Annotated in this window: 23 protein-coding genes and 1 pseudogene; 15 read left to right on the forward strand and 9 right to left on the reverse strand. The window is 63.2% G+C overall.

The genetic code is table 11. The features are described from left to right. Positions 1 to 7: 7 nt before the first annotated feature. The 5 genes and pseudogenes from NKJ78_RS23390 to NKJ78_RS23410 form a co-directional block, all read right to left on the reverse strand. The gene (locus NKJ78_RS23390) at positions 8 to 1138 is read right to left on the reverse strand and encodes a sterol desaturase family protein (protein ID WP_352459710.1); all 1131 of its coding nucleotides are present in this window, start codon (positions 1136 to 1138) and stop codon (positions 8 to 10) included. 174 nt (positions 1139 to 1312) lie between these two features. Next, positions 1313 to 1863, reverse strand: a pseudogene (locus NKJ78_RS23395) (chloramphenicol phosphotransferase CPT family protein). A gap of 14 nt (positions 1864 to 1877) precedes the next feature. Then, entirely contained in the window at positions 1878 to 2735 is an 858-nt protein-coding gene (locus NKJ78_RS23400; protein WP_023806511.1) for a lytic transglycosylase domain-containing protein, read from the reverse strand. A 3-nt stretch (positions 2736 to 2738) separates the two neighbouring features. Further along, positions 2739 to 3992 carry a flavodoxin-dependent (E)-4-hydroxy-3-methylbut-2-enyl-diphosphate synthase gene (gene ispG, locus NKJ78_RS23405; RefSeq protein ID WP_352459709.1) on the reverse strand — a complete coding sequence of 418 codons (1254 nt, stop codon included), beginning with the start codon at positions 3990 to 3992 and terminating at the stop codon, positions 2739 to 2741. 287 nt (positions 3993 to 4279) lie between these two features. Then, the gene (locus NKJ78_RS23410) at positions 4280 to 4459 is read right to left on the reverse strand and encodes a YdcH family protein (RefSeq protein WP_023684024.1); all 180 of its coding nucleotides are present in this window, start codon (positions 4457 to 4459) and stop codon (positions 4280 to 4282) included. Positions 4460 to 4698: 239 nt separating this feature from the next. On the opposite strand from NKJ78_RS23410, the gene NKJ78_RS23415 reads away from it, so the two are divergent. After that, complete coding sequence (locus NKJ78_RS23415; protein ID WP_023673103.1) at positions 4699 to 4902, forward strand: YdcH family protein; 204 nt, start codon at positions 4699 to 4701, stop codon at positions 4900 to 4902. Positions 4903 to 4926: 24 nt separating this feature from the next. Here NKJ78_RS23415 and NKJ78_RS23420 read toward each other — a convergent pair whose 3' ends face one another. Beyond that, positions 4927 to 5742: an IclR family transcriptional regulator gene (locus NKJ78_RS23420; protein ID WP_023684025.1), complete on the reverse strand. Its 816-nt coding sequence runs from the start codon at positions 5740 to 5742 to the stop codon at positions 4927 to 4929. Between the two features lie 155 nt (positions 5743 to 5897). On the opposite strand from NKJ78_RS23420, the gene NKJ78_RS23425 reads away from it, so the two are divergent. From NKJ78_RS23425 to NKJ78_RS23460, 8 genes are all read left to right on the forward strand, one after another. Then, complete coding sequence (locus NKJ78_RS23425; RefSeq protein WP_352459790.1) at positions 5898 to 6728, forward strand: transporter substrate-binding protein; 831 nt, start codon at positions 5898 to 5900, stop codon at positions 6726 to 6728. 69 nt (positions 6729 to 6797) lie between these two features. Beyond that, the gene (locus NKJ78_RS23430; RefSeq protein WP_023693641.1) at positions 6798 to 7463 is read left to right on the forward strand and encodes an amino acid ABC transporter permease; all 666 of its coding nucleotides are present in this window, start codon (positions 6798 to 6800) and stop codon (positions 7461 to 7463) included. Between the two features lies 1 nt (position 7464). Then, positions 7465 to 8115: an amino acid ABC transporter permease gene (locus tag NKJ78_RS23435; RefSeq protein WP_023684027.1), complete on the forward strand. Its 651-nt coding sequence runs from the start codon at positions 7465 to 7467 to the stop codon at positions 8113 to 8115. A gap of 4 nt (positions 8116 to 8119) precedes the next feature. Beyond that, the gene (locus NKJ78_RS23440) at positions 8120 to 8914 is read left to right on the forward strand and encodes an amino acid ABC transporter ATP-binding protein (RefSeq protein ID WP_352562648.1); all 795 of its coding nucleotides are present in this window, start codon (positions 8120 to 8122) and stop codon (positions 8912 to 8914) included. A 117-nt stretch (positions 8915 to 9031) separates the two neighbouring features. Then, positions 9032 to 9493: a RidA family protein gene (locus tag NKJ78_RS23445; protein ID WP_023673109.1), complete on the forward strand. Its 462-nt coding sequence runs from the start codon at positions 9032 to 9034 to the stop codon at positions 9491 to 9493. Positions 9494 to 9513: 20 nt separating this feature from the next. Further along, positions 9514 to 10719: an aminotransferase class V-fold PLP-dependent enzyme gene (locus NKJ78_RS23450; protein ID WP_352459707.1), complete on the forward strand. Its 1206-nt coding sequence runs from the start codon at positions 9514 to 9516 to the stop codon at positions 10717 to 10719. A gap of 74 nt (positions 10720 to 10793) precedes the next feature. Further along, positions 10794 to 11291 carry a 5-(carboxyamino)imidazole ribonucleotide mutase gene (gene purE / locus NKJ78_RS23455; RefSeq protein WP_023745755.1) on the forward strand — a complete coding sequence of 166 codons (498 nt, stop codon included), beginning with the start codon at positions 10794 to 10796 and terminating at the stop codon, positions 11289 to 11291. Beyond that, the gene (locus tag NKJ78_RS23460) at positions 11288 to 12364 is read left to right on the forward strand and encodes a 5-(carboxyamino)imidazole ribonucleotide synthase (protein ID WP_352459706.1); all 1077 of its coding nucleotides are present in this window, start codon (positions 11288 to 11290) and stop codon (positions 12362 to 12364) included. Before purE ends, NKJ78_RS23460 begins: the two co-directional genes overlap by 4 nt. A 38-nt stretch (positions 12365 to 12402) precedes the next feature. Here the strand turns inward: NKJ78_RS23460 and NKJ78_RS23465 are convergent, their stop codons facing one another. Next, a complete protein-coding gene (locus NKJ78_RS23465; protein WP_031215498.1) occupies positions 12403 to 12831 on the reverse strand; it encodes a lysozyme inhibitor LprI family protein in 429 nt (142 codons plus the stop codon). A gap of 241 nt (positions 12832 to 13072) precedes the next feature. On the opposite strand from NKJ78_RS23465, the gene ykgO reads away from it, so the two are divergent. From ykgO to NKJ78_RS23485, 4 genes are all read left to right on the forward strand, one after another. Continuing rightward, positions 13073 to 13198 carry a type B 50S ribosomal protein L36 gene (gene ykgO, locus NKJ78_RS23470; RefSeq protein ID WP_006327841.1) on the forward strand — a complete coding sequence of 42 codons (126 nt, stop codon included), beginning with the start codon at positions 13073 to 13075 and terminating at the stop codon, positions 13196 to 13198. Positions 13199 to 13311: 113 nt separating this feature from the next. Further along, positions 13312 to 13893, forward strand: a complete 582-nt coding sequence (locus tag NKJ78_RS23475) for a tetratricopeptide repeat protein (protein ID WP_023711628.1) — start codon at positions 13312 to 13314, stop codon at positions 13891 to 13893. 109 nt (positions 13894 to 14002) lie between these two features. Next, the gene (locus tag NKJ78_RS23480) at positions 14003 to 15070 is read left to right on the forward strand and encodes an alpha/beta fold hydrolase (RefSeq protein WP_352459705.1); all 1068 of its coding nucleotides are present in this window, start codon (positions 14003 to 14005) and stop codon (positions 15068 to 15070) included. 5 nt (positions 15071 to 15075) lie between these two features. After that, positions 15076 to 15540, forward strand: coding sequence for a hypothetical protein (locus NKJ78_RS23485; protein WP_023684034.1), 465 nt, complete (start codon positions 15076 to 15078; stop codon positions 15538 to 15540). Positions 15541 to 15548: 8 nt separating this feature from the next. Here NKJ78_RS23485 and pyk read toward each other — a convergent pair whose 3' ends face one another. Both pyk and NKJ78_RS23495 read right to left on the reverse strand, forming a co-directional pair. After that, positions 15549 to 16994, reverse strand: a complete 1446-nt coding sequence (gene pyk / locus NKJ78_RS23490; RefSeq protein WP_023673117.1) for a pyruvate kinase — start codon at positions 16992 to 16994, stop codon at positions 15549 to 15551. Continuing rightward, the gene (locus tag NKJ78_RS23495; protein WP_023673118.1) at positions 16991 to 17479 is read right to left on the reverse strand and encodes a DUF1036 domain-containing protein; all 489 of its coding nucleotides are present in this window, start codon (positions 17477 to 17479) and stop codon (positions 16991 to 16993) included. Before NKJ78_RS23495 ends, pyk begins: the two co-directional genes overlap by 4 nt. Before the next feature lie 246 nt (positions 17480 to 17725). Here NKJ78_RS23495 and NKJ78_RS23500 point away from each other — a divergent pair, with 246 nt between their 5' ends. Then, the gene (locus tag NKJ78_RS23500; protein ID WP_352459704.1) at positions 17726 to 18523 is read left to right on the forward strand and encodes an N-formylglutamate amidohydrolase; all 798 of its coding nucleotides are present in this window, start codon (positions 17726 to 17728) and stop codon (positions 18521 to 18523) included. Between the two features lie 12 nt (positions 18524 to 18535). Beyond that, a complete protein-coding gene (locus NKJ78_RS23505) occupies positions 18536 to 18844 on the forward strand; it encodes a DUF1244 domain-containing protein (RefSeq protein WP_023673120.1) in 309 nt (102 codons plus the stop codon). The last annotated feature ends 151 nt before the right edge of the window (positions 18845 to 18995 follow it).

The raw sequence follows: 18995 nt of genomic DNA on the forward strand, positions 1-18995 counted from the left end.
CTCCAGTCTAGCCGCGCCGGAAGGGATAGAGGAATTGCTGCCAGTATCCGTTCGGAACGGGATGTCCGTGAATGCCGTAGCCGTTCGGCCAGCGCCCTTCCGGCATATGATGGGTACCGAACAGCCGGTCGAGCAGCGGGAAATGGATGGCGAAATTTACGTCGATCGCTTCTTTCTCGAGGCCGTGATGCCAGTGGTGGTAACGCGGCGACACCAGCACCTTTTCGACTGGACCGAAACTGGTTCCGATGTTGGAATGGATGAAAGACGAATAGACGTAGACGATCAATATATACGTCTGGATAGCCGATTCATCGAACCCCAGCACGAACATCGGGGTTGCCGTCAGGCTGCGCAGCATGATGATTTCCAGGAAATGCATGCGCGCACCGGCAATCCAGTCCATCGACTTGGCGGAATGGTGCACGGCATGAAACTTCCACAGCCAGGGAATGCGATGAAAGGCCCGATGCACCCAATACTGGGCAAAGTCGGTCAGGAACATTACCGCCATCAGTTGCACCAGCCACGGCAAGTCGTGGACCCAGGCGCGCACCGAACCAAGGGCGCCCTGTGCATTGACGAAGTTGGACGGCGCCAAGGTCAGGTAGGTCAAAATCTGCACCAGCAGCGATGAGACCAGATAGTAGAACAGGTCCTCGCGCCATTCGTCGCGGAACACGGTCTGATCCTTGTTGCGCGCGAAAAGACGTTCGAGCGGGACGAACAGCACACCCATGAACAAGGCGTTCAGGATGAAGAAATCGAGCCCGAAGAACACCCCGTCGATGTGCAGTTGATGGCGCACCGGAAGCATGCCGACCAGCGACGCCAGCAGCACAGTGAACATCGCCGCCGCGCCGAGCGTCTTTTGCCTGCGCAGCGTCATGCTGAGGATCGCCAGGATATAGCCGGAGATGAGGACGAAATAGAGCACCGGCTTGAAGAACAGCATCTGGTGGATGGGGGCCAGATCCGGCATCGATGTAAGCGACGGGTAGCGCAGCACGATGACCATCAGCAGGGCGGTGACCCCGGCAAGCAAGCCAATCGAGCCGGACAGCCAGCCAGAACCGAACGGCCGTTTGGCGCGCGGCGTTTCAAGTTCACTTACAACGCGTCTAAGGAAATTTGCCACCGCCCCCTATGCCCCGCCTTTTTGACAATCGCAAAAAGCTCTCGTCGGAGATATCGACTCTTTTGCTACAGCAGGGCTCATTAATATTTAATCGCCACGACCCTGCACATGACGGGTGACTATCGCTTTTGGGCGATTGGAAGAGCTATGATTGCAACAAAAGAACACCGGCCACTATAGTCGGAATCTTTCCTGGATGCGACGGGCGCATTCAAGCGGCGTCAGCCGGCTGGTGTCGACTTCGAGGTCGTAGTCCATGCCGTTGTGGACGCGTCCATATTGCCAGCGCGCCAGGCCGGGCAGCCTGTCGGCGCGCGCGGCCTTGCGCGCTTCCAGCACCTCCAGCGGCGCCATGACGCCGACCAGATGCAGGTCAAAGCTCGACAGCAACTCGACATACTCCGCATCTCTTCATTGAAGATCACGTCGTCGACGATGAGATTGTTGCCTTGCCCGGCCATGGCGGCGATGGCATGGCGCATGCCGCGCATGGCTCGCGCGCCGACCGGCCCGCTCCTGATCACCACCGACGGCTTGCCGTCTTCCAGCACGGTCTCAAAGGAAAACCCGTCGGCATGATCCTACAGCGCCGGCGGCAGCATGTCGATGAAAGCATCCATCTGGACATGCAGGAACGGTTCAGTGGCGATCGTTTGCAGCGCCCTGGCGATCGAGCTTTTGCCGGCGCTGCCGACGCCATTGAGCAGGACGATTTTGGCCGTCATGTCGCCCCCTCGGCCTATCGGTTGCGCACGACGATACAGGCGCCGCCGACGCTTTGCAGTTTCTGGCAGATGACGTTGGCGGCGGCACGGTCGTCGACGCCGATCCTGACGGCGTAGATGCCGCGTCGGCCGATCGGCGTGCGCACCCGGCTGACCACCGGGTCACGACCGGAAAGCAGCGCCGGAAACCGGCTCCTGACCCGCAGCCACTGATTGATGGCAGCTCCCCTGCGGAAATTGCCGGCCACCTGGACGCCCCATGGCTTCACATTGATCGACGCCATCGCCACGGTTCTCGACATGATCACCGGCAGCTTGCGGCAGGCGACGGCAAAGCCGGTTTTCGCGTCGAGCGGCTCGACCGTCCCGGCGTAAGCGCTGTCGGAAAACTTGTCGACGGGTTCGCCCATGACGTCGAAGACGTAGCTCTCGGTCTCCATCGGCAGGAAGCCGCCCGAACCCAGCCAGCGCGACACCCGGTTCTCGCCGGCATTGTAGGCGGCCGCCGCCAGGCCGAGATTGCCGTAGGCGAGCTTCATCTCGCCGAGATATTTCGCCGAAGCCGGGATCGCCTGCTCGATGTCGAAAGGATCGGCCAGCCCGCGCATCTTGGCGGTGCCCGGCATGAACTGGGCGATGCCTTCGGCACCGACCGGGCTAACCGCATTGGGATCGAAGCGGCTTTCTTTCCAGATCAGCCGGGCGAAGTAATCCTTCGGCAGGCCGTTCCGCTCGGCATGCGTCTCGATCAGGTCACAGACACGGCCGATCAATCGTTTCGCCGCCGAGCGCGATTGCGGTGGATCGGCAAGTGCCTGTCCGGCACCCAGCCCGCAGAGCAGGATCACACCGGCTTTGAGCAGCCCCCGCATGGCTCATTCGGCCGCGGCTTTGCCGTGCTGTCCAAACCGCTGCTCGATATAATCGGCAACCATTTTTTCGAAATCGGCGGCGATCGACGGACCGCGCAGCGTCGCCGACTTCTTGCCGTCAACGAAAACGGGCGCGGTCGGCGTCTCGCCGGTGCCGGGCAGCGAGATGCCGATATCGGCGTGCTTGGATTCGCCGGGGCCGTTGACGATGCAGCCCATCACCGCGACCTTGAGGTTCTCGACGCCGGGATATTTCTCCCGCCAGACCGGCATGTTCTTGCGCAAATCGGCCTGGATGTTCTGGGCGAGTTCCTGGAACACGGTGGATGTCGTGCGGCCGCAGCCGGGGCAAGCGGCCACGATCGGCACGAACTGACGGAAGCCCATGGTCTGCAGCAGTTCCTGCGAGACCTGCACCTCGCGAGTGCGATCGCCATTCGGCTCCGGCGTCAGCGAGATGCGGATGGTGTCGCCAATGCCTTGCTGCAAGAGGATGCCCATGGCAGCCGACGAGGCGACGATGCCCTTGGATCCCATGCCGGCTTCGGTGAGGCCAAGATGCAGCGCATGGTTGGAGCGCGTGGCAAGCTCGGTATAGACTGCGATCAAATCCTGCACGCCACTGACCTTGGCCGACAGGATGATCTTTTCGCGGGCGAGGCCTATCTCTTCGGCCATTTCGGCCGACAGGATCGCCGACTGCACGATCGCTTCGCGGGTTACTTCCTGCGCCGTCAGCGGAAAGCCTTGGCGCTGGTTCTCGTCCATCAGCCGGGTGAGCAGCTCCTGATCGAGCGACCCCCAATTGACGCCGATGCGCACCGGCTTGTCATGCCTGATCGCCATTTCGACGATCGCTGCGAACTGGCGGCCCTTCTTGTCCTTGAAGCCGACATTGCCGGGATTGATGCGGTATTTGGCCAGCGCCTCGGCGCAGGCTGGATGGTCGGCCAGCAGCTTGTGGCCGATATAGTGGAAGTCGCCGACCAGCGGCACATTGATGCCGAGCCGCTCGAGCCGTTCGCGGATGCGCGGCACGGCGGCGGCGCTCTCGTCACGATCGACGGTGATGCGCACGATCTCGGAGCCAGCGCGATGCAAAGCCGCAACCTGCGCGACGGTTTGGTCGATATCGGCCGTGTCGGTGTTGGTCATCGACTGCACGACGACCGGCGCGCCGCCGCCGACGACCACGCCGCCGACATCGACGCCGACCGATGTCCGGCGCGCAAAGGGGGAGGAAAAATACCCGGTCATGCCGGCAGCCTCTTGATCACCCGAGCGACACACGTCCACGTCGACGCACGCTCAATCAGCTATCAGCGCATAGCGCTGAGGTTCGGGCATGAGGTGGAGGAGCAAAGATGGCTTGTCAATGGCGACAGACAAGCAGAGCCGCCAAATCGCAGCAGCGCGGCGACCCCACAGACGGGTTTCGCCGGCCAACAGTATCGGAATCAGTAGCAAAAACAGGCCTCCGGCGGCATGTCGCCACCGGAGCGATAGTCACGCGCCAAGGCGGCGCGTCTAATCCTGGAAGGGCGTCAGTGTCTCGTCGGTTTCGCCTTCAGTTTTTCAATCTCGTCCTTGAGTGCCAGCTTGCGTCGCTTCAGATTCACGATTTCGAGGTCGTCGACCGATGGATGGTTCATCGCATCGTCGATCTCGCGTTCGATATCACCGTGTTTCCGCTGCAACTCATCAAGATGGGATGCAAGAGACATGATTGGTTCTCCCTTTCATGGTTTCCTCGATTGCAGCCGTCAAAGGCACGTCCACCGCAGGTCGCATCTGTGACGGCACCATGACAGTCTGCCACCATCCGGCTGCGATGTCGAATGCTGCGTGGTAGCATTCCACGACAATGTGATATGTGATATTGGCTGCGCGCCGGCGGCAATTGATGCCGCCCCCGCCCAATCATGCCCATTGCCGGGCGCCGCAGACATGCAGACGGTAGAGAATGTCCGACCAGGAAAAGGCCGATGTCCGCCTCGAATTTTCCCGCCTGAAGCAGGAGCATGCCGATTTCGACGCGGCCATCAATGCGATGATCGCCATGGGCTGCGACCCCTTGCAGATCCAGCGCATGAAGAAGAAGAAGCTTTTCCTCAAGGACCGGCTGATGGCGCTGGAAGACAAGATCATTCCGGACATCATCGCTTAGCCGACGGCCTCGGGGCCTAACTGCTCACCCCGCTATCGACAGCCGCGCCGCGCGATGGCGCAGCAACGTCAGCAATTCGTCGGTCTTCTCCGCTGAAGTGTCGATCGGCACCACCAGGCACATCGTCGCCTCGACCTTGCCGGCGGCCGCGAAGACAGGGGCGGCCAGGCATTTGGTGTAGGCGTCGACCAGCCCCGAAGTGATGCAATAGCCGGTCGTTCTGGCCGTCGCGATATCGGCAATGAAGTCGTCGAACTGCAGCCTGCGGCCGTCGGGCAGCAAAAGGTCGTCTTCCGAGACCATGTCCTGGATGGCGGCCCTTTCCAATCCGGCCAGAAGCAGCCGCCCCGATGCCGTCCATGGCAGCGGGATCTGCAAGCCAGTGGCCGAGCTGATGCGGAACGGCCTGGTGCCGGGGCTGGAATGGACGATGGTATAGCGCCCGCTTTGCAGCATGCACAATTCGGAGGTCTCGCCGGTCTCGCGCGACAGATTGTCGACCTCCTGCCGGCCCCGCCTAAGCAGGTCGTTGCCCCTGACATAGTCCATCCCATAGAGGTAGAGCTTCTTGCCGAAATAGACCCGGTTGCCGTCGCCCTCCATCTCCAGGAGACCCGCATCGACTAGCGAACGCACCAGCGTATAGGTGGTGGAGCGCGGCGCATTCACCCCCTTGGCGAGATCGCCAATGCCGATGGCGCGCTGCGTAACATGCAGGAAGTCCAGGATCTCCAGCACCCGGTTGAGGCCCTTCTCGCGCGAGCCGGAGGTCTTGTCGGGCGTCGGGCTCTCGGCTGGACCAAGCTCCGCCCGATCCGTGAGTCCATTGCTGTCTTGCATAACTGATTCCTGATGTTAGTATCTGTCTTGTATAGGATACATATGTCTATTGTAAGAGACAATTCAGGTCGGCGACACGTGTGTCTGTAGGGGAACTCAAACAACAGGAGGTCGCAGTGAACGACGCATCCAAGCGAGATTTTCTGAAACTGGGCATGGCCGGGCTTGCAACGGCGGGCGTGATGACCGCTGTCAGCGCCGAAAAGGCGGCGGCACAAGCCGCATCCGACAGCGTTCTGCGCACCGCGCTTGACCGCGGCAAGCTGATCGTCGGCACCGGCAGCACCAACGCGCCATGGCATTTCGAAAACGATGCCGGCGAGCTAGTCGGCATGGACATCACCATGGGCCGCATCCTGGCCAAGGGTCTGTTCGACGATCCGAGCAAGGTCGAGTTCGTCATGCAGGATCCGGCGCAGCGCATCCCCAATGTCACCACCAACAAGGTCGACATTACCATCCAGTTCATGACCATGACCGCGCAGCGCTCGCAGCTGATCCACTTCTCCAGGCCATACTATGTCGAGGGCGTCGCCCTGCTGACGCTGCCGACGGCGGAAAACAAGACCTTCGACAAGCTGCTCGCCGGTGGTTCGGCGACGCGCATCTCGATCCTGCAGAATGTCGATGCCGAAAGCTCGGTCCATCACGCCCTGCCGGAGGCGCAGGTGCTGCAGATCGACACCCAGGCCAATGTGCTGCAGGCACTGGAATCGAAACGCGCCGATGCCGCCGCTGTCGATCTTTCAACCGTGCGCTGGCTGGCCTCGCGCAACCCCGACAAATATTTCGATGCCGGCAAGAGCTGGTACTCGATGCTCTACGGCGCGGCCGTCAGGCAGGGCGACCTGGACTGGCTGACGTTCGTCAACCAGACCTTCACCATCGCTATGTTCGGCCATGAGACCGCACTCTACGACGCCGCCTTCAAGGACTATTTCGGCCAGGAGCCGCCGGCCCGCCATCCGGGTTTCCCGGTTGTCTGACAAGTGCTGGCGGAAGGGTTAGCCCTTCCGCCTTATAGGTGGCATCCCCTTGGTTATTGCGGGAGACGCATGGGCTATACGCTCAACTTCAACCTGATCTGGCGCCATTTCGACAAGCTGTGGGGCGGCCTTCTGCTCAGCCTCGAGCTTGCCGTGATTTCGATTGCCATCGGCGTCGTCATCGGCCTGGTGCTGGCGGTCTGGTATGTCTCGGCCGGACGCGTGGTGCGCGCCATCATTGCGGCTTACGTCGAATTCATCCGCAACGTGCCGCTGATCCTGCTCGTCTATCTCGTCTTCTACGGCCTGCCGACGGTGATCGACGTCGCCTACGACGCGCCGACCTCGTTCGTGCTGACGCTGTCGGTCTATAGCGGCGCCTATCTGGTCGAGGTGTTCCGCTCCGGCCTGGAAGCCGTGCCGCGCGGCCAGCTCGATGCCGGCAAAGCCATCGGCCTGACGCCCTGGCAGCGGCTGGTTCATGTGCGCCTGCCGACCATGCTCCGCATCACGCTGCCGGCGCTGTCCAACACCTTCATCTCGCTGTTCAAGGACACGTCGATCGCCTCGGTGATCTCGGTGCCCGAGCTCACCTTCGGCGCCCAGTGGATCAACTTCAACACCTTCCGCATCGTCGAGGTCTATCTGGTGACGACAGCGATGTATCTGGTGACCGGTTACACCCTGCTGTTCGGACTGCGGCTGGTCGAACGCCGGTTCAGGGCTGCGCGCTGACATGCTGAGCCAGATCCTCTACGCCGTACCGTTCCTCGCCCAGGGCTTCGCCATCACTTTGTGGGTGTCGCTGCTGGTCGTGGTGCTGTCGCTGATTGCCGGCGTCGCGCTCGGCGTCGGCCTGGTCTACGGCCCGGCGCCGCTGCGCTGGGCGGTGCGCATCTTCTCCGACACCATCCGCGGCATCCCGATCCTGGTGCTGATGTTTTTCGTCTATTACGGCCTGCCGGCCATCGGCCTGCATCTGCAATCCTTCTCGGCGGCGGTGCTGGCGCTGACCTTGTTCAAGACGGCGCAGGTCATTGAGTATCTCCGGGGCGCCGTCGGCTCCATTCCCAAGGGCCAGTCGGAAGCGGCGATGGCCATTGGGCTGACTTTTCGCCAGCGGCTCACCTACGTCATCTTTCCGCAGGCCTTCCGGCGCTTCCTGCCGCCCTGGATCAACGGCGTCACCGATGCGGTCAAGGGCAGCGCCCTGGTCTCGCTGCTCGGCATCACCGACCTGATGCAGGCGATCAACCAGGTGATCGGCCGCACCTATGAGGCGATGCCGCTCTACATCCTCGGCGCCTTGATCTATTTCGCCGTCAACTATGCGCTTTCCTACGCCAGCCGGCGGCTGGAACGGCGCTTTGCCTTCATCCGGGACTAGCACGATGGCCACAAGCTCGAACGACAATGCCGCCCTTCTTGACATTGCCGGGGTCTCGAAAGCCTTTGGTTCCGTCGAGGTGCTGCGCTCGGTCAGCCTCAAGGTGGACAGGGGCGAGGTGGTCACCGTCATCGGCCCTTCCGGCAGCGGCAAGACGACGCTTTTGCGCTGCGTCAACTTCCTCGAAGGCTACGACTCAGGCTCGATCCGAATCGACGGCAAGGAGGTCGGTTTTCGTGAGGCCGGCGCGCGCCAGCGGCGCAGCGAGCGCGACCTTGCCAATATGCGCGCCGAAACCGGCATGGTGTTCCAGAGCTTCAACCTGTTTCCGCACCTCACCGCCGCCGGCAACATCATGCTCGGCCTCACCAAGGTGCGCGGCAAGAGCAAGGCCGAGGCGCGCCAGATCGCGGAGCATTGGCTGAGCCGCGTCGGCCTCGCCCACAAGGCCGACAGCCTGCCGGCGGAACTCTCCGGGGGCCAGCAGCAGCGCGTCGGCATAGCGCGGGCAGTCGCCATAGAGCCAAAGATCCTGCTGCTCGACGAGATCACCTCCGCGCTCGATCCCGAATTGGTCGGCGAGGTGCTGGCCGTTGTGCGCAGCCTGGCCGAAGACGGCATGACAATGGTGATGGTCACGCACGAGATGGCCTTTGCCCGCGACGCTTCGAGCCGCATTGTCTTCATGGCCGACGGCGGTGTCAGCGCTGTTGGCCCGCCGAAGGAGATCCTTGCCGAAGAGACCACCAATGAGCGCCTGCGCTCTTTCCTGGCGCGCTTCCGCGCCTCGCATTTCTGACATGGGCGGCCCAAAGCAATTCCAAGAAAAGTGTAAGCGGTTTTCCCGGGAAAAGCGCGAAGCGCTTTGCCTTGGGAATTGCTTAAAACAACAGGCCGGCCCAAGGAGAATTCTTCCATGACGCCTTATATCCGGCTCGCCGAGCTCGGCCTGACGCTGCCCGAGCCGCCGACGCCGATCGCCAATTTCGTCACCCATGCGGAAAGCGGCCGGCTGATCTTTCTTTCGGGTCAAGGGCCGCTGCGCGCCGACGGCACGCTGTGCACCGGCAAGGTCGGCGAGGACGTCACCGTCGAGCAGGCCTATGAGCATGCCCGCCTCACCGGCCTCAACCTGCTCGCCGTCATGCACGCCGCCGCCGGCGATCTCGGCCGCATCGTGCGCGTCGTCAAATTGCTCGGCTTCGTCAATGCGACGCCGACCTTCAGCGACCACCCGAAAGTGGTCAATGGCTGCTCGGACCTGTTCGCCAGCGTCTTCGACAAGATCGGCGGCCATGCACGCTCGGCGATCGGGGTCGGCTCGCTGCCTGGAAACATCACCGTCGAAATCGAAGCGGTCGTCGAGATCGCCGCCTGACCGTCAAGGGATTGCTGAACATGAAAACCTATTCCGACACCGGCTCCAACACCACGATCCGCGAACGGCTGGGACTGAGGCCGATCATCAACGTCTCCGGCACGATGACGACCCTCGGCGCCTCGATCATCGTTCCCGAGGCGATCAGCGCCATGGCCGAGATCGCCTCGCAATGGGTGGAGATGGACGATCTGCAGCGCGCCGCAAGCGTGATCACCGCCCGCCTCACCGGCGGTGAGGCCGGCTTCATCACCGCCTGCTGCGCCTCAGGCATCACCATGGCGATCGCCGGGGCGATGACCGGCACCAATTTGCTGGCGATCGAACGGCTGCCCGACGATACCGAAGGGCTGAAGTCCGAAGTCGTCATCCAGCTTGGCCATATCGTCAATTACGGCGCACCCATCGACCAGTCGATCCGCGTCGCCGGCGCCAAGGTCATTCCGACCGGCACGGTCAGCGTCACGCAGGATTATCATGTGCGCGAGGCGATCAACGAGCGCACTGCGGCGGCGCTCTACGTCGTGGCGCACCACACCGTGCAATACGGCATGCTTTCCCTCGAGGAATTCTGCGATATCTGCCACGCCAGGGGCGTGCCGGTGATCGTCGACGCGGCTTCCGAATATGATCTGCGCAGCTTCCTGGCCCGCGGCGCCGACATCGTCGTCTACAGCGGCCACAAATTCCTGTCGGGGCCAACCAGCGGCATCGTCGCCGGCCGCAAGGATCTCGTCCGCGCCGCCTATCTGCAAAACCGCGGCGTCGCCCGCGCCATGAAAGTCGGCAAGGAAAGCGTCGCCGGCACGATGGCTGCGCTCGAAGCCTGGGAAAAGCGCGACCATGCCGGCATCCGCCGACGCGAGGAAGCGGCGCTCCATCTGTGGAGGGAGTCGCTGCAGGGAATACCCGGCATCGTCGCAAACATCATTCCCGACCCGACCGCCAATCCGCTCGACCGGCTGCAGATCTTCGTCTCCCCCGAAAGCCGCTTCAGTGCCGCCGGCCTCGCCTCCGCATTGGCGGCCGGATCGCCGCCCATCATCGTGCGCAACCACGAAGTCGAGCGTGGCCATTTCTTCCTCGACCCGTGCAATCTGCACCCAGGCGAGGCCGAGATCGTCGCCGAACGCCTCCGCGCCGTGCTCACCGCGGCCGACAGGCCGGCGGATGCGATGAGACAGCCGCGAAAGGATTCATCCGGCGCCCTGCGCTGGCCGGACTAGGCTGCGGCGGCCGCCATCCTTGCGGGCCAGCCCGAATTCCGCTAAGGCGCGCCTTTACCGCCGGGAGCATGCGCTTGACCGACCACCGCGCCGACGTCGCCATCATCATGGGCAGCCAGTCCGACTGGGCGACGATGCGCCACGCCGCCGAAACGCTGGAGGCGCTGGGCATTCCGCACAAGCGGCTGATCGTCTCCGCCCACCGCACCCCGGACCGCCTCTATGATTTCGCCAAGGGCGCCAAGGCGGCCGGCTACAAGGTGATCATCGCCGGCGCCGGCGGCGCCGCCCACCTGCCCGGCATGACGGCGGCGATGACGCCGCTGCCGGTGTTCGGCGTACCGGTCGAATCGAAGGCGCTGTCAGGCCAGGATTCGCTGCTCTCCATCGTCCAGATGCCGGCCGGCATTCCGGTCGGCACGCTTGCCATCGGCAAGGCGGGTGCGGCCAACGCCGCCCTTCTGGCGGCCGCCGTGCTGGCGCTGAACGACGAAGAACTTGCCGCCCGCCTGGATGCCTGGCGCACCGCCCAAACCGCCAGGGTCGCCACCGAACCGACGGATGCGCCGTGAGCCTGCCCGCGGGATCGAGCATCGGCATCATCGGCGGCGGCCAGCTCGGCCGCATGCTGGCTGTTGCCGCAGCGCGCCTCGGCTACCGCACAATTATCCTCGAACCGCAGGCCGATTGCCCGGCGGCTCAGGTCGCCAACCGCCAGATCACCGCCGCCTATGACGATGCGGACGCCCTTGCCGAACTGGCGGCAGTCAGCGCCGTCGTCACCTACGAATTCGAGAATGTGCCGGTAGCGGCTGCCGGCGCGCTCGCCGCCAAGGTCCCGGTCTATCCGCCGCCCAGGGCGTTGGAAGTCGCCCAGGACCGGGTGGCGGAGAAGCTATTCCTGAACGGCATCGGCATCAGGACAGCGGATTTCCGCTCCGTCGACAATGACGACGAGCTGACGGCGGCGCTGAGAGAGTTCGGTGGCAGCGGCATCTTGAAAACCCGCCGCATGGGCTATGACGGCAAGGGCCAGCGCGTCTTCCGCAACATGGAGACGGGCGGCTTTGCCGGCACATGCGAGACCATGGGCAATGTGCCGCTGATCCTCGAATCCTTCGTCGCTTTCGAGCGCGAAATCTCGGTCATCGCCGCGCGCGGGTTGGACGGCGCGGTCGCCGCCTACGATCCGGCTGAGAACGTCCACCGCGACGGCATCCTGCATACCTCGACCCTGCCGGCCCAGATCAGGCTGGAGACGGCGGCGACGGCACAGGGAGCGGCGGCGAAAATCCTGGCGGCCCTCGACTATGTCGGCGTCATCGGCGTCGAGTTCTTCGTTCTTGCCGATGGCACGCTGCTGGCCAACGAAATGGCGCCGCGCGTGCACAATTCCGGCCACTGGACGGAAGCCGCCTGCATCCTTTCGCAATTCGAGCAGCATATCCGCGCGATTGCCGGCCTGCCGCTGGGCAACCCTGGCCGGCATTCAAACTGCATCATGGAAAACCTGATCGGCGACGATGTGCTGCGCGTACCCGCTTTGCTCGCCGAGCCCGATCTGATGCTGCATCTCTACGGCAAGGCGGAAGCGCGCCCAGGCCGCAAGATGGGCCATTTCACGCGCATCAGCCGCCGTAGCTAAGCCATTCCGGCACTTTGCGCGAGGGCGTGGCTCGAGCCCTATTGCAGCTCGTCGTTCAGATCCCCGTCTTCGTCGGGGCTGGCGCAACTCGCATCGCCTTCCCTACAATTGGCGCCCGCGGTGAGCTGTTTGATGCGCTGGTCCGTCAGTTCGGTCAGGCATTGTGAAACCTCCATCGGATGGATGGAGCCGCCCTCGCTGTCTGTCGTCGCATAGGCGCATTCGGCGTCGCGGAAGGCGATCCAGGCGCGTTGCGCGACCTGCAGCAGCTTCCTGCCCTTGTCGTCGTTGCGACCGACGAGATCCTTGTAGGCCTGGTTGAGCTTGGCATCGGCCGCCTGATAGTCCTCGCCGGCGCAGATGTTCATCATCTGCTGGCTGTCGTCGTTGCGGTCGCATTCCTGCGCCTGCGCGGTGGATGCCGCTGCCACAACGGCAAGGCAGGCGGACACAAACAACAGGCGCATGGAGGTCTCCAAATCGGCTTGCGGGTGCCGCACCATTCCAGCCCGTCTTCGGCTGCGCAATGGCGTGGAGCCGAGATGGCGGATATTTGATGGCCAAAGCCATTCTCGGCCTCTATCCAGCACGCTTGCGGTTGACACGGGCAAGGCTCCTCGTTTATGAGCCACCGCAAGTTCAAGGCGCGCTTTTCAGGCGCGCCTTAATAATTCGGCCCGGATAGGGCCCAGACTGACGGGCAAGACCATGAAGATCAAGAATTCGCTCAAGGCGCTGAAGGCGCGTCACCGCGACAACCAGCTGGTTCGCCGCAAGGGCCGCGTCTACATCATCAACAAGACCGCTCCACGCTACAAGGCGCGCCAGGGCTGAGTGTTCGGCCGGAGGCTCGTTGTCTCCGTCCATACGATGGTAATTGCCTGGTTCCAGGCACTTTCACGCTAATTTCAGTTTGACGATCCGCCGTCCGGGGTTAGATTCCGGTGATGCGGATTCTTTTTGCATTTTTGGCGACCCTGTTTCTTTTCGGCGTCGCTCCGGCGTCGGCGGACGATCCGCCGGCAAAGCCGCCGGTTGCCCTGACCAGGGAAGCCAGGCTCGACCAACTGTTTGCCGAGCTGAAGCGCGAGCGCAACGAAAAGGCGGCCGAGCGCATCGCCGGGCGCATCTGGGGCGAATGGTTCCAGTCCGGCAGCGCCTCGATCGACCTGATGATGCAATGGTCGCAAAAGGCGATGGACGACCAGAAGTTCGACGTCGCCCTCGACTTCCTCGACCAGGTCGTCGTCCTGCAGCCAAAATATGCCGAAGGCTGGAACCGGCGCGCCACCGTGCATTACATGATGAAGAATTTCGGGAAGTCGATGTCCGACATCGACCAGACGCTGCAGCTGGAACCACGCCATTTCGGCGCGCTTTCCGGCCTGGCCCAGATCATGGCCGCCACCGGCCACAAGCAATCGGCGCTAGAAGCCTGGCAGAAGGTGCTTACCATCTATCCGATGATGCGCAGCGCCCAGGACCAGGTCGCGGCAATTTCGGAAGAGCTTGCCGGCGAAGGAATTTGATTAGGCAGTAGGAATTAGGGATTAGTGAGTAGTCAGTAGAGAAGATTGGTCGAGACGCCACCTCCCTACTCCCTAGAACTTATCCCCCTCCACCCCCGTATCTCCGCGCATGAACCTCATTTACGCCGCCTGTGCTTTGCTCCTCGCGCTCGTCTTTGCCCTGGCCGGTGTCACCCGGGCCGGCGCGTGGCTGATCGAGTGGCGCAACCCGCCGGCCGGCGAATTTGCCGACATCGACGGCACCCGCATCCACTATGTCCACGTGCCGGCTCCGCAAAATGCAGAGCTGCCGGCCATCGTCTTCATCCACGGCGCCAGCGCCAATCTCAGGGATCAGATGCTGCCGATCAGGCCTTTGCTCGAAGGCCGCGCCGAGATGGTTTTCCTCGACCGGCCGGGCTTCGGCTGGTCGGCACGCGGCCCCGGCAACAATGAGAGCCCGTCGGCGCAGGCCGACACCATCGCCAGCCTGATGGACCGTCTCGGCATCCACAATGCGATCATCGTCGGCCATTCGTTTGGCGGCGTGATCACCGCCGCCTTTGGCCGCGAACACCCGGAGAAGACGCTCGGGCTGGTCTTTCTGTCGCCGGTCAGCCACCCCTGGCCGGGCGGCGCGACCGCCTGGTACTACAAGCTGACCGCCACCCCCATCATCGGCTGGCTGTTCTCGGAGACATTGACCTATCCGGCAGGCACGCTGCAGATGGACGGCGCCACGGCCTGCGTGTTTTCTCCCAACAAGGTGCCGGAAGGCTATGTCGGCAATGCCTCGATTCCGCTGGTGCTGCGTCCCGGCGCTTTCCGCGCCAACGCCATCGATGTCGCCGGCCTCTACGACTATACGCTGAATGCCGCGCCGCATTACCGCGACATCACAGCGCCGACCATCGTCATCTCGGGCGACCGCGACAAGGTGGTCTATGCCTCGATCCATTCGGTCGGCCTTTTCAGGGACATCCCCGGCGCCGAACTGATCTGGGTCCACAATCTCGGCCACAAGCCGGATTGGATCGCCTCCGACCTCGTCGTCGGCGCGATCGAGAAAGTCGCCGGCAAGGTCGTCGACCTGCAGGCAATGGCAAAAACCGTGGAAGCACGCATCGCCGGCGATGCCTACAACGATGCACAGTGCCCCGACATTACGGTGCCCGACGCGGAACTGGCCCCGACCTGATCGCAATTTATGTCCTGAAACACGGCATCAAGAGAAACCCGGAGAAGCGATGGGCGTTGCCGGACCGCATCTTCTTCGGCTATGGCGCGTGCGCCATTCTTGCCGGCGCCTTTCTCGAGCGTCCTCCTCTGGACGGCTTTTACGGCGAACGGATCATTCCTGGCGAGGGCTTTTCCGGGAACCATATTTACGCGACGAACGGCGTGATCGCGTTCGACTACCACGGCTATTCAGCCCGCGAGCGGCTTTTGGAACACCACAAGAGGGGCTGGGCGTCGCGCAATCCCGGGTGGCACTGCACGATCGCCACGGTCGATTTCGATCTGCTCGACACAGTCGAACTCAACCGGCGAAAGATGCTGGGTCCGGACCAGTACCTGCACGACCCCGTTCCTCGCGCACACCGCTTCCTTCAGCGTATCGATCACGCCGAAGGTGCGGCAAGAGCGCTGCGAACTGTGATGAGTTGAAGCCTCTGTCAACCTATGTTGCGGGTGGCCTGCACGTCCGACCCGACATAGGCGATGCGCAGCATGTTGGTCGAACCCGGCGTCCTCAGCGGCACGCCCGCCGTGATGATGACGCGGTCGCCCGGCTGACCGAACCCCTCTTCGAAAGCGATGCGGCAGGCGCGGTCGACCATGTCGTCGAGGTCGCTGGCGTCGGGCGAGACGACGCAATGCGTGCCCCACAAGAGCGACAGCCGCCGCGCCGTGTTGAGGATCGGCGACAGCGCGATGATCGGCACTTGCGGCCGCTCGCGCGCGGCGCGCAGGCCCGTGGTGCCCGACGCCGTATAGGTGATGATCGCCGACAGTTTCAGCGTCTCCGCAATCTCGCGGGCGGCGAGCGAAATGGCGTCGGCGCCGGTTGCTTCCGGTTCCGAGCGCTGCGCGTTGATGATGCCGGCATAGGTCGGGTCGGTTTCGACCTTGGTGGCGATGCGGTTCATCATCGCCACCGCCTCGACCGGATAGGCGCCGGCAGCGGATTCGGCTGAAAGCATGATTGCGTCGGCGCCCTCGAACACGGCGATCGACACGTCGGACACCTCGGCGCGGGTCGGCACCGGCGCGGTGATCATCGATTCCAGCATCTGCGTGGCGACCACCACCGGCTTGCCGGCGCGGCGCGCGGCGCGCGTGATCTGCTTCTGGATGCCGGGCACCGCTTCCAGCGGCATTTCCACACCGAGATCGCCGCGGGCGACCATCAGCGCGTCGGAGAGTTCGATGATTTCGGCCAGCCGGGCGACGGCCTGCGGCTTTTCAATCTTGGCCATGATCAGTGCCCGGCCGCGCGCGATCTTGCGGGCTTCCGCCAAATCCTCCGGCCGCTGCACGAAGGACAGCGCCACCCAGTCGACGCTTTCCGCCAGCACCGCATCGAGGTCCTTGCGGTCCTTTTCGGTCAGCGCACCGACCGGCAGGTCGGTGTCGGGCAGGCTGACGCCCTTCTTGTCGGAAATGGTGGTGCCGGCGACGACGGTGCAGGTGATAGACTTGCCGTCGCTCTTCACCGCCCTGAGCTCCAGCTTGCCGTCATCGATCAACAGACGGTGGCCGGCCTCGACCGAGCTCAGGATTTCGGGATGCGGCAGGTAGACCCGGGTCGACGTGCCGGGCTCGGGATTGTTGTCGAGGGTGAAGGTCTGGCCCGGCGTCAGAACCTCCTTGCCGTTGGCGAACTTGCCGACGCGCAGCTTCGGTCCCTGCAAATCGGCCAGGATGCCGATCGGACGGCCGACCTTTTCCTCGACCGCGCGGATGCGGCCGACCAGCGTGCGCATCAGCTCGTGATCGGTGTGGCTCATATTGATGCGGAAGACATCGGCGCCGGCTTCGAACAGCTTCTGCAGCATCTCCTCGGACGAGGAGGCAGGACCGATGGTGGCGAGGATCTTGACCTTGCGGCTACGTCTCATTGACTGTTTGTTCCCGGGGCGGCTGGAGCGCCTCCCGTTGTGGACTCATCGGTCAGCTGGACCATCCAGCTTGCCTGCTCGCCCGTGTCATATTCCTGGAATCCGGCGCGCTGGAAGCCCCGGGCGACGCAATCGGTAACGCCTGCGATCTTGAACTCTTTTTCAGCCACGCACATGTTGATCGGGCCATCCCAGCGCCCGCCGCGCTCGGCGTCTTCTGCATAAAGATAGTAAAACCTCGATGACAGCGGACCTTCGATCAGCGTCTTGCAGCTCGATCCTTCGATGTGCCACCACCCCTCGGTGATCCAGCCTGCCTTGGCGCGGTAGCCGATGCCGACGCCGACCAGGTTCTGCGTGGCGTTGCAGACGCGGAAATCGGCGCGGGCAGGCGAAGCCGCGACCAGCGCGGTGAGCCCTAGCGTCAGGGTCAGGAGCGGCACGGCAAAGGCGGTGCGCGCACGCGGCCTGCCGGCGGAACCCATCCCGAAACCCCTCAATAACGTCATCTGCATCTCTCAACGCCCCTTTTCGGAAAAGTCCGGGCGCATGTCAACGCGCCGTTCTGTCCAATTCCAATCGATTTAGAAAGGCCCCCGACACGCGATCTGCCGCGCGTCACAGGATTTTCGCAGAAACCGTGGCCAAACAACGGCATTGCGCAACAGTCCTCTTCGTGGGAATGACGATACCACCCTCCCCGGAAGCCAGCGAACAGACCTTTCCAGCCAATGACCCGATCCACAGTTTTCGCGCCTTTCGATATCGTCGAAGGCGACCGCAAGCGAGGCATCGTGCTTGTCGCCGACCATGCCCGCCGCGACCTGCCGGAGGAGTATGGCAGTCTCGGCCTGCCGGCGGCGGAACTCGATCGCCATATCGCCTACGACATCGGTGTCGAGACGGTGACGCGCGAACTGGCCGCAGCGCTCGACGTGCCGGCGGTGATCGCCAATTTTTCGCGGCTGCTGATCGATCCCAATCGCGGCGAGGACGACCCGACGCTGATCCGCCAGCTCTATGACGGCACTGTCGTGCCGGGAAACTACCCTATGGCGCCGCAAGAACGCGAAAGGCGGCTCGACGGCTTCTACCGGCCTTATCAGGACGCGGTCGGCGCCATGATCGCGTCGGTGGCGCACGCCTCAGGCAAAGCGCCGTTCATCTTCTCCGTACACTCCTTCACCCCTGTCATGCAGGGCTTCATCCGCCCTTGGCATGTCGGCATATTGTGGGACCTCGACGACCGCGTGGCGCGGCCGCTGATCGACATGCTGGCGCAGGATAAAAACCTCGTCGTTGGCGACAATGAACCCTATGACGGCGCGTTGCGCGGCGACACCATGTTCAAGCACGCCATCGTCAACGGCTTTGCCCATGCGCTGATCGAGATCCGCCAGGACCTGATATCAGACCGCAAGGGGGCGCTGGCCTGGGCGGAACGGCTGGCGCCGATCGTTGACGCCATCGACCGCCGTCCCGATATACATCAGGTGAAGATGCTCGGCTCGCGCACCGGGCCGCTGTGAGGATCCAAGGCAATGACCGAACTCAGCGATGACCAGAAACGCGATTTCGAGGCCGCGGCCTTCCGCCGGCTGGTCGATCATCTGCGCGAGCGCAGCGATGTGCAAAACATCGACCTGATGAACCTCGCCGGCTTCTGCCGCAACTGCCTGTCGAACTGGTATCGCGAAGCGGCCGAGGCTGAGGGCGTCGATCTCGGCAAGGATCAGTCGCGCGAAATCGTCTACGGCATGCCCTATGCGCAATGGCAGGCGCTGAACCAGACCGAGGCTTCGGACGCCAAGAAAGCGGAGTTCGAGGCAAGACGGCCGAGGGATCACTGAGGTAGCGCGCGGTTCACAGGATTGACGTCGGCGGGACAGCGCCTAACGGTTTCCCCTTAGATGTGGCCCACAAGCTTTTCGCAGCCAAGCGCTTGACGAGAAATTGAATCGATCTAATTTGCCGCGCAAAGCCATTCTTTGACCGGATTCG

Origin of the sequence: Mesorhizobium sp. M0037, from assembly GCF_040323635.1 — a bacterium.
Lineage (GTDB): Bacteria > Pseudomonadota > Alphaproteobacteria > Rhizobiales > Rhizobiaceae > Mesorhizobium.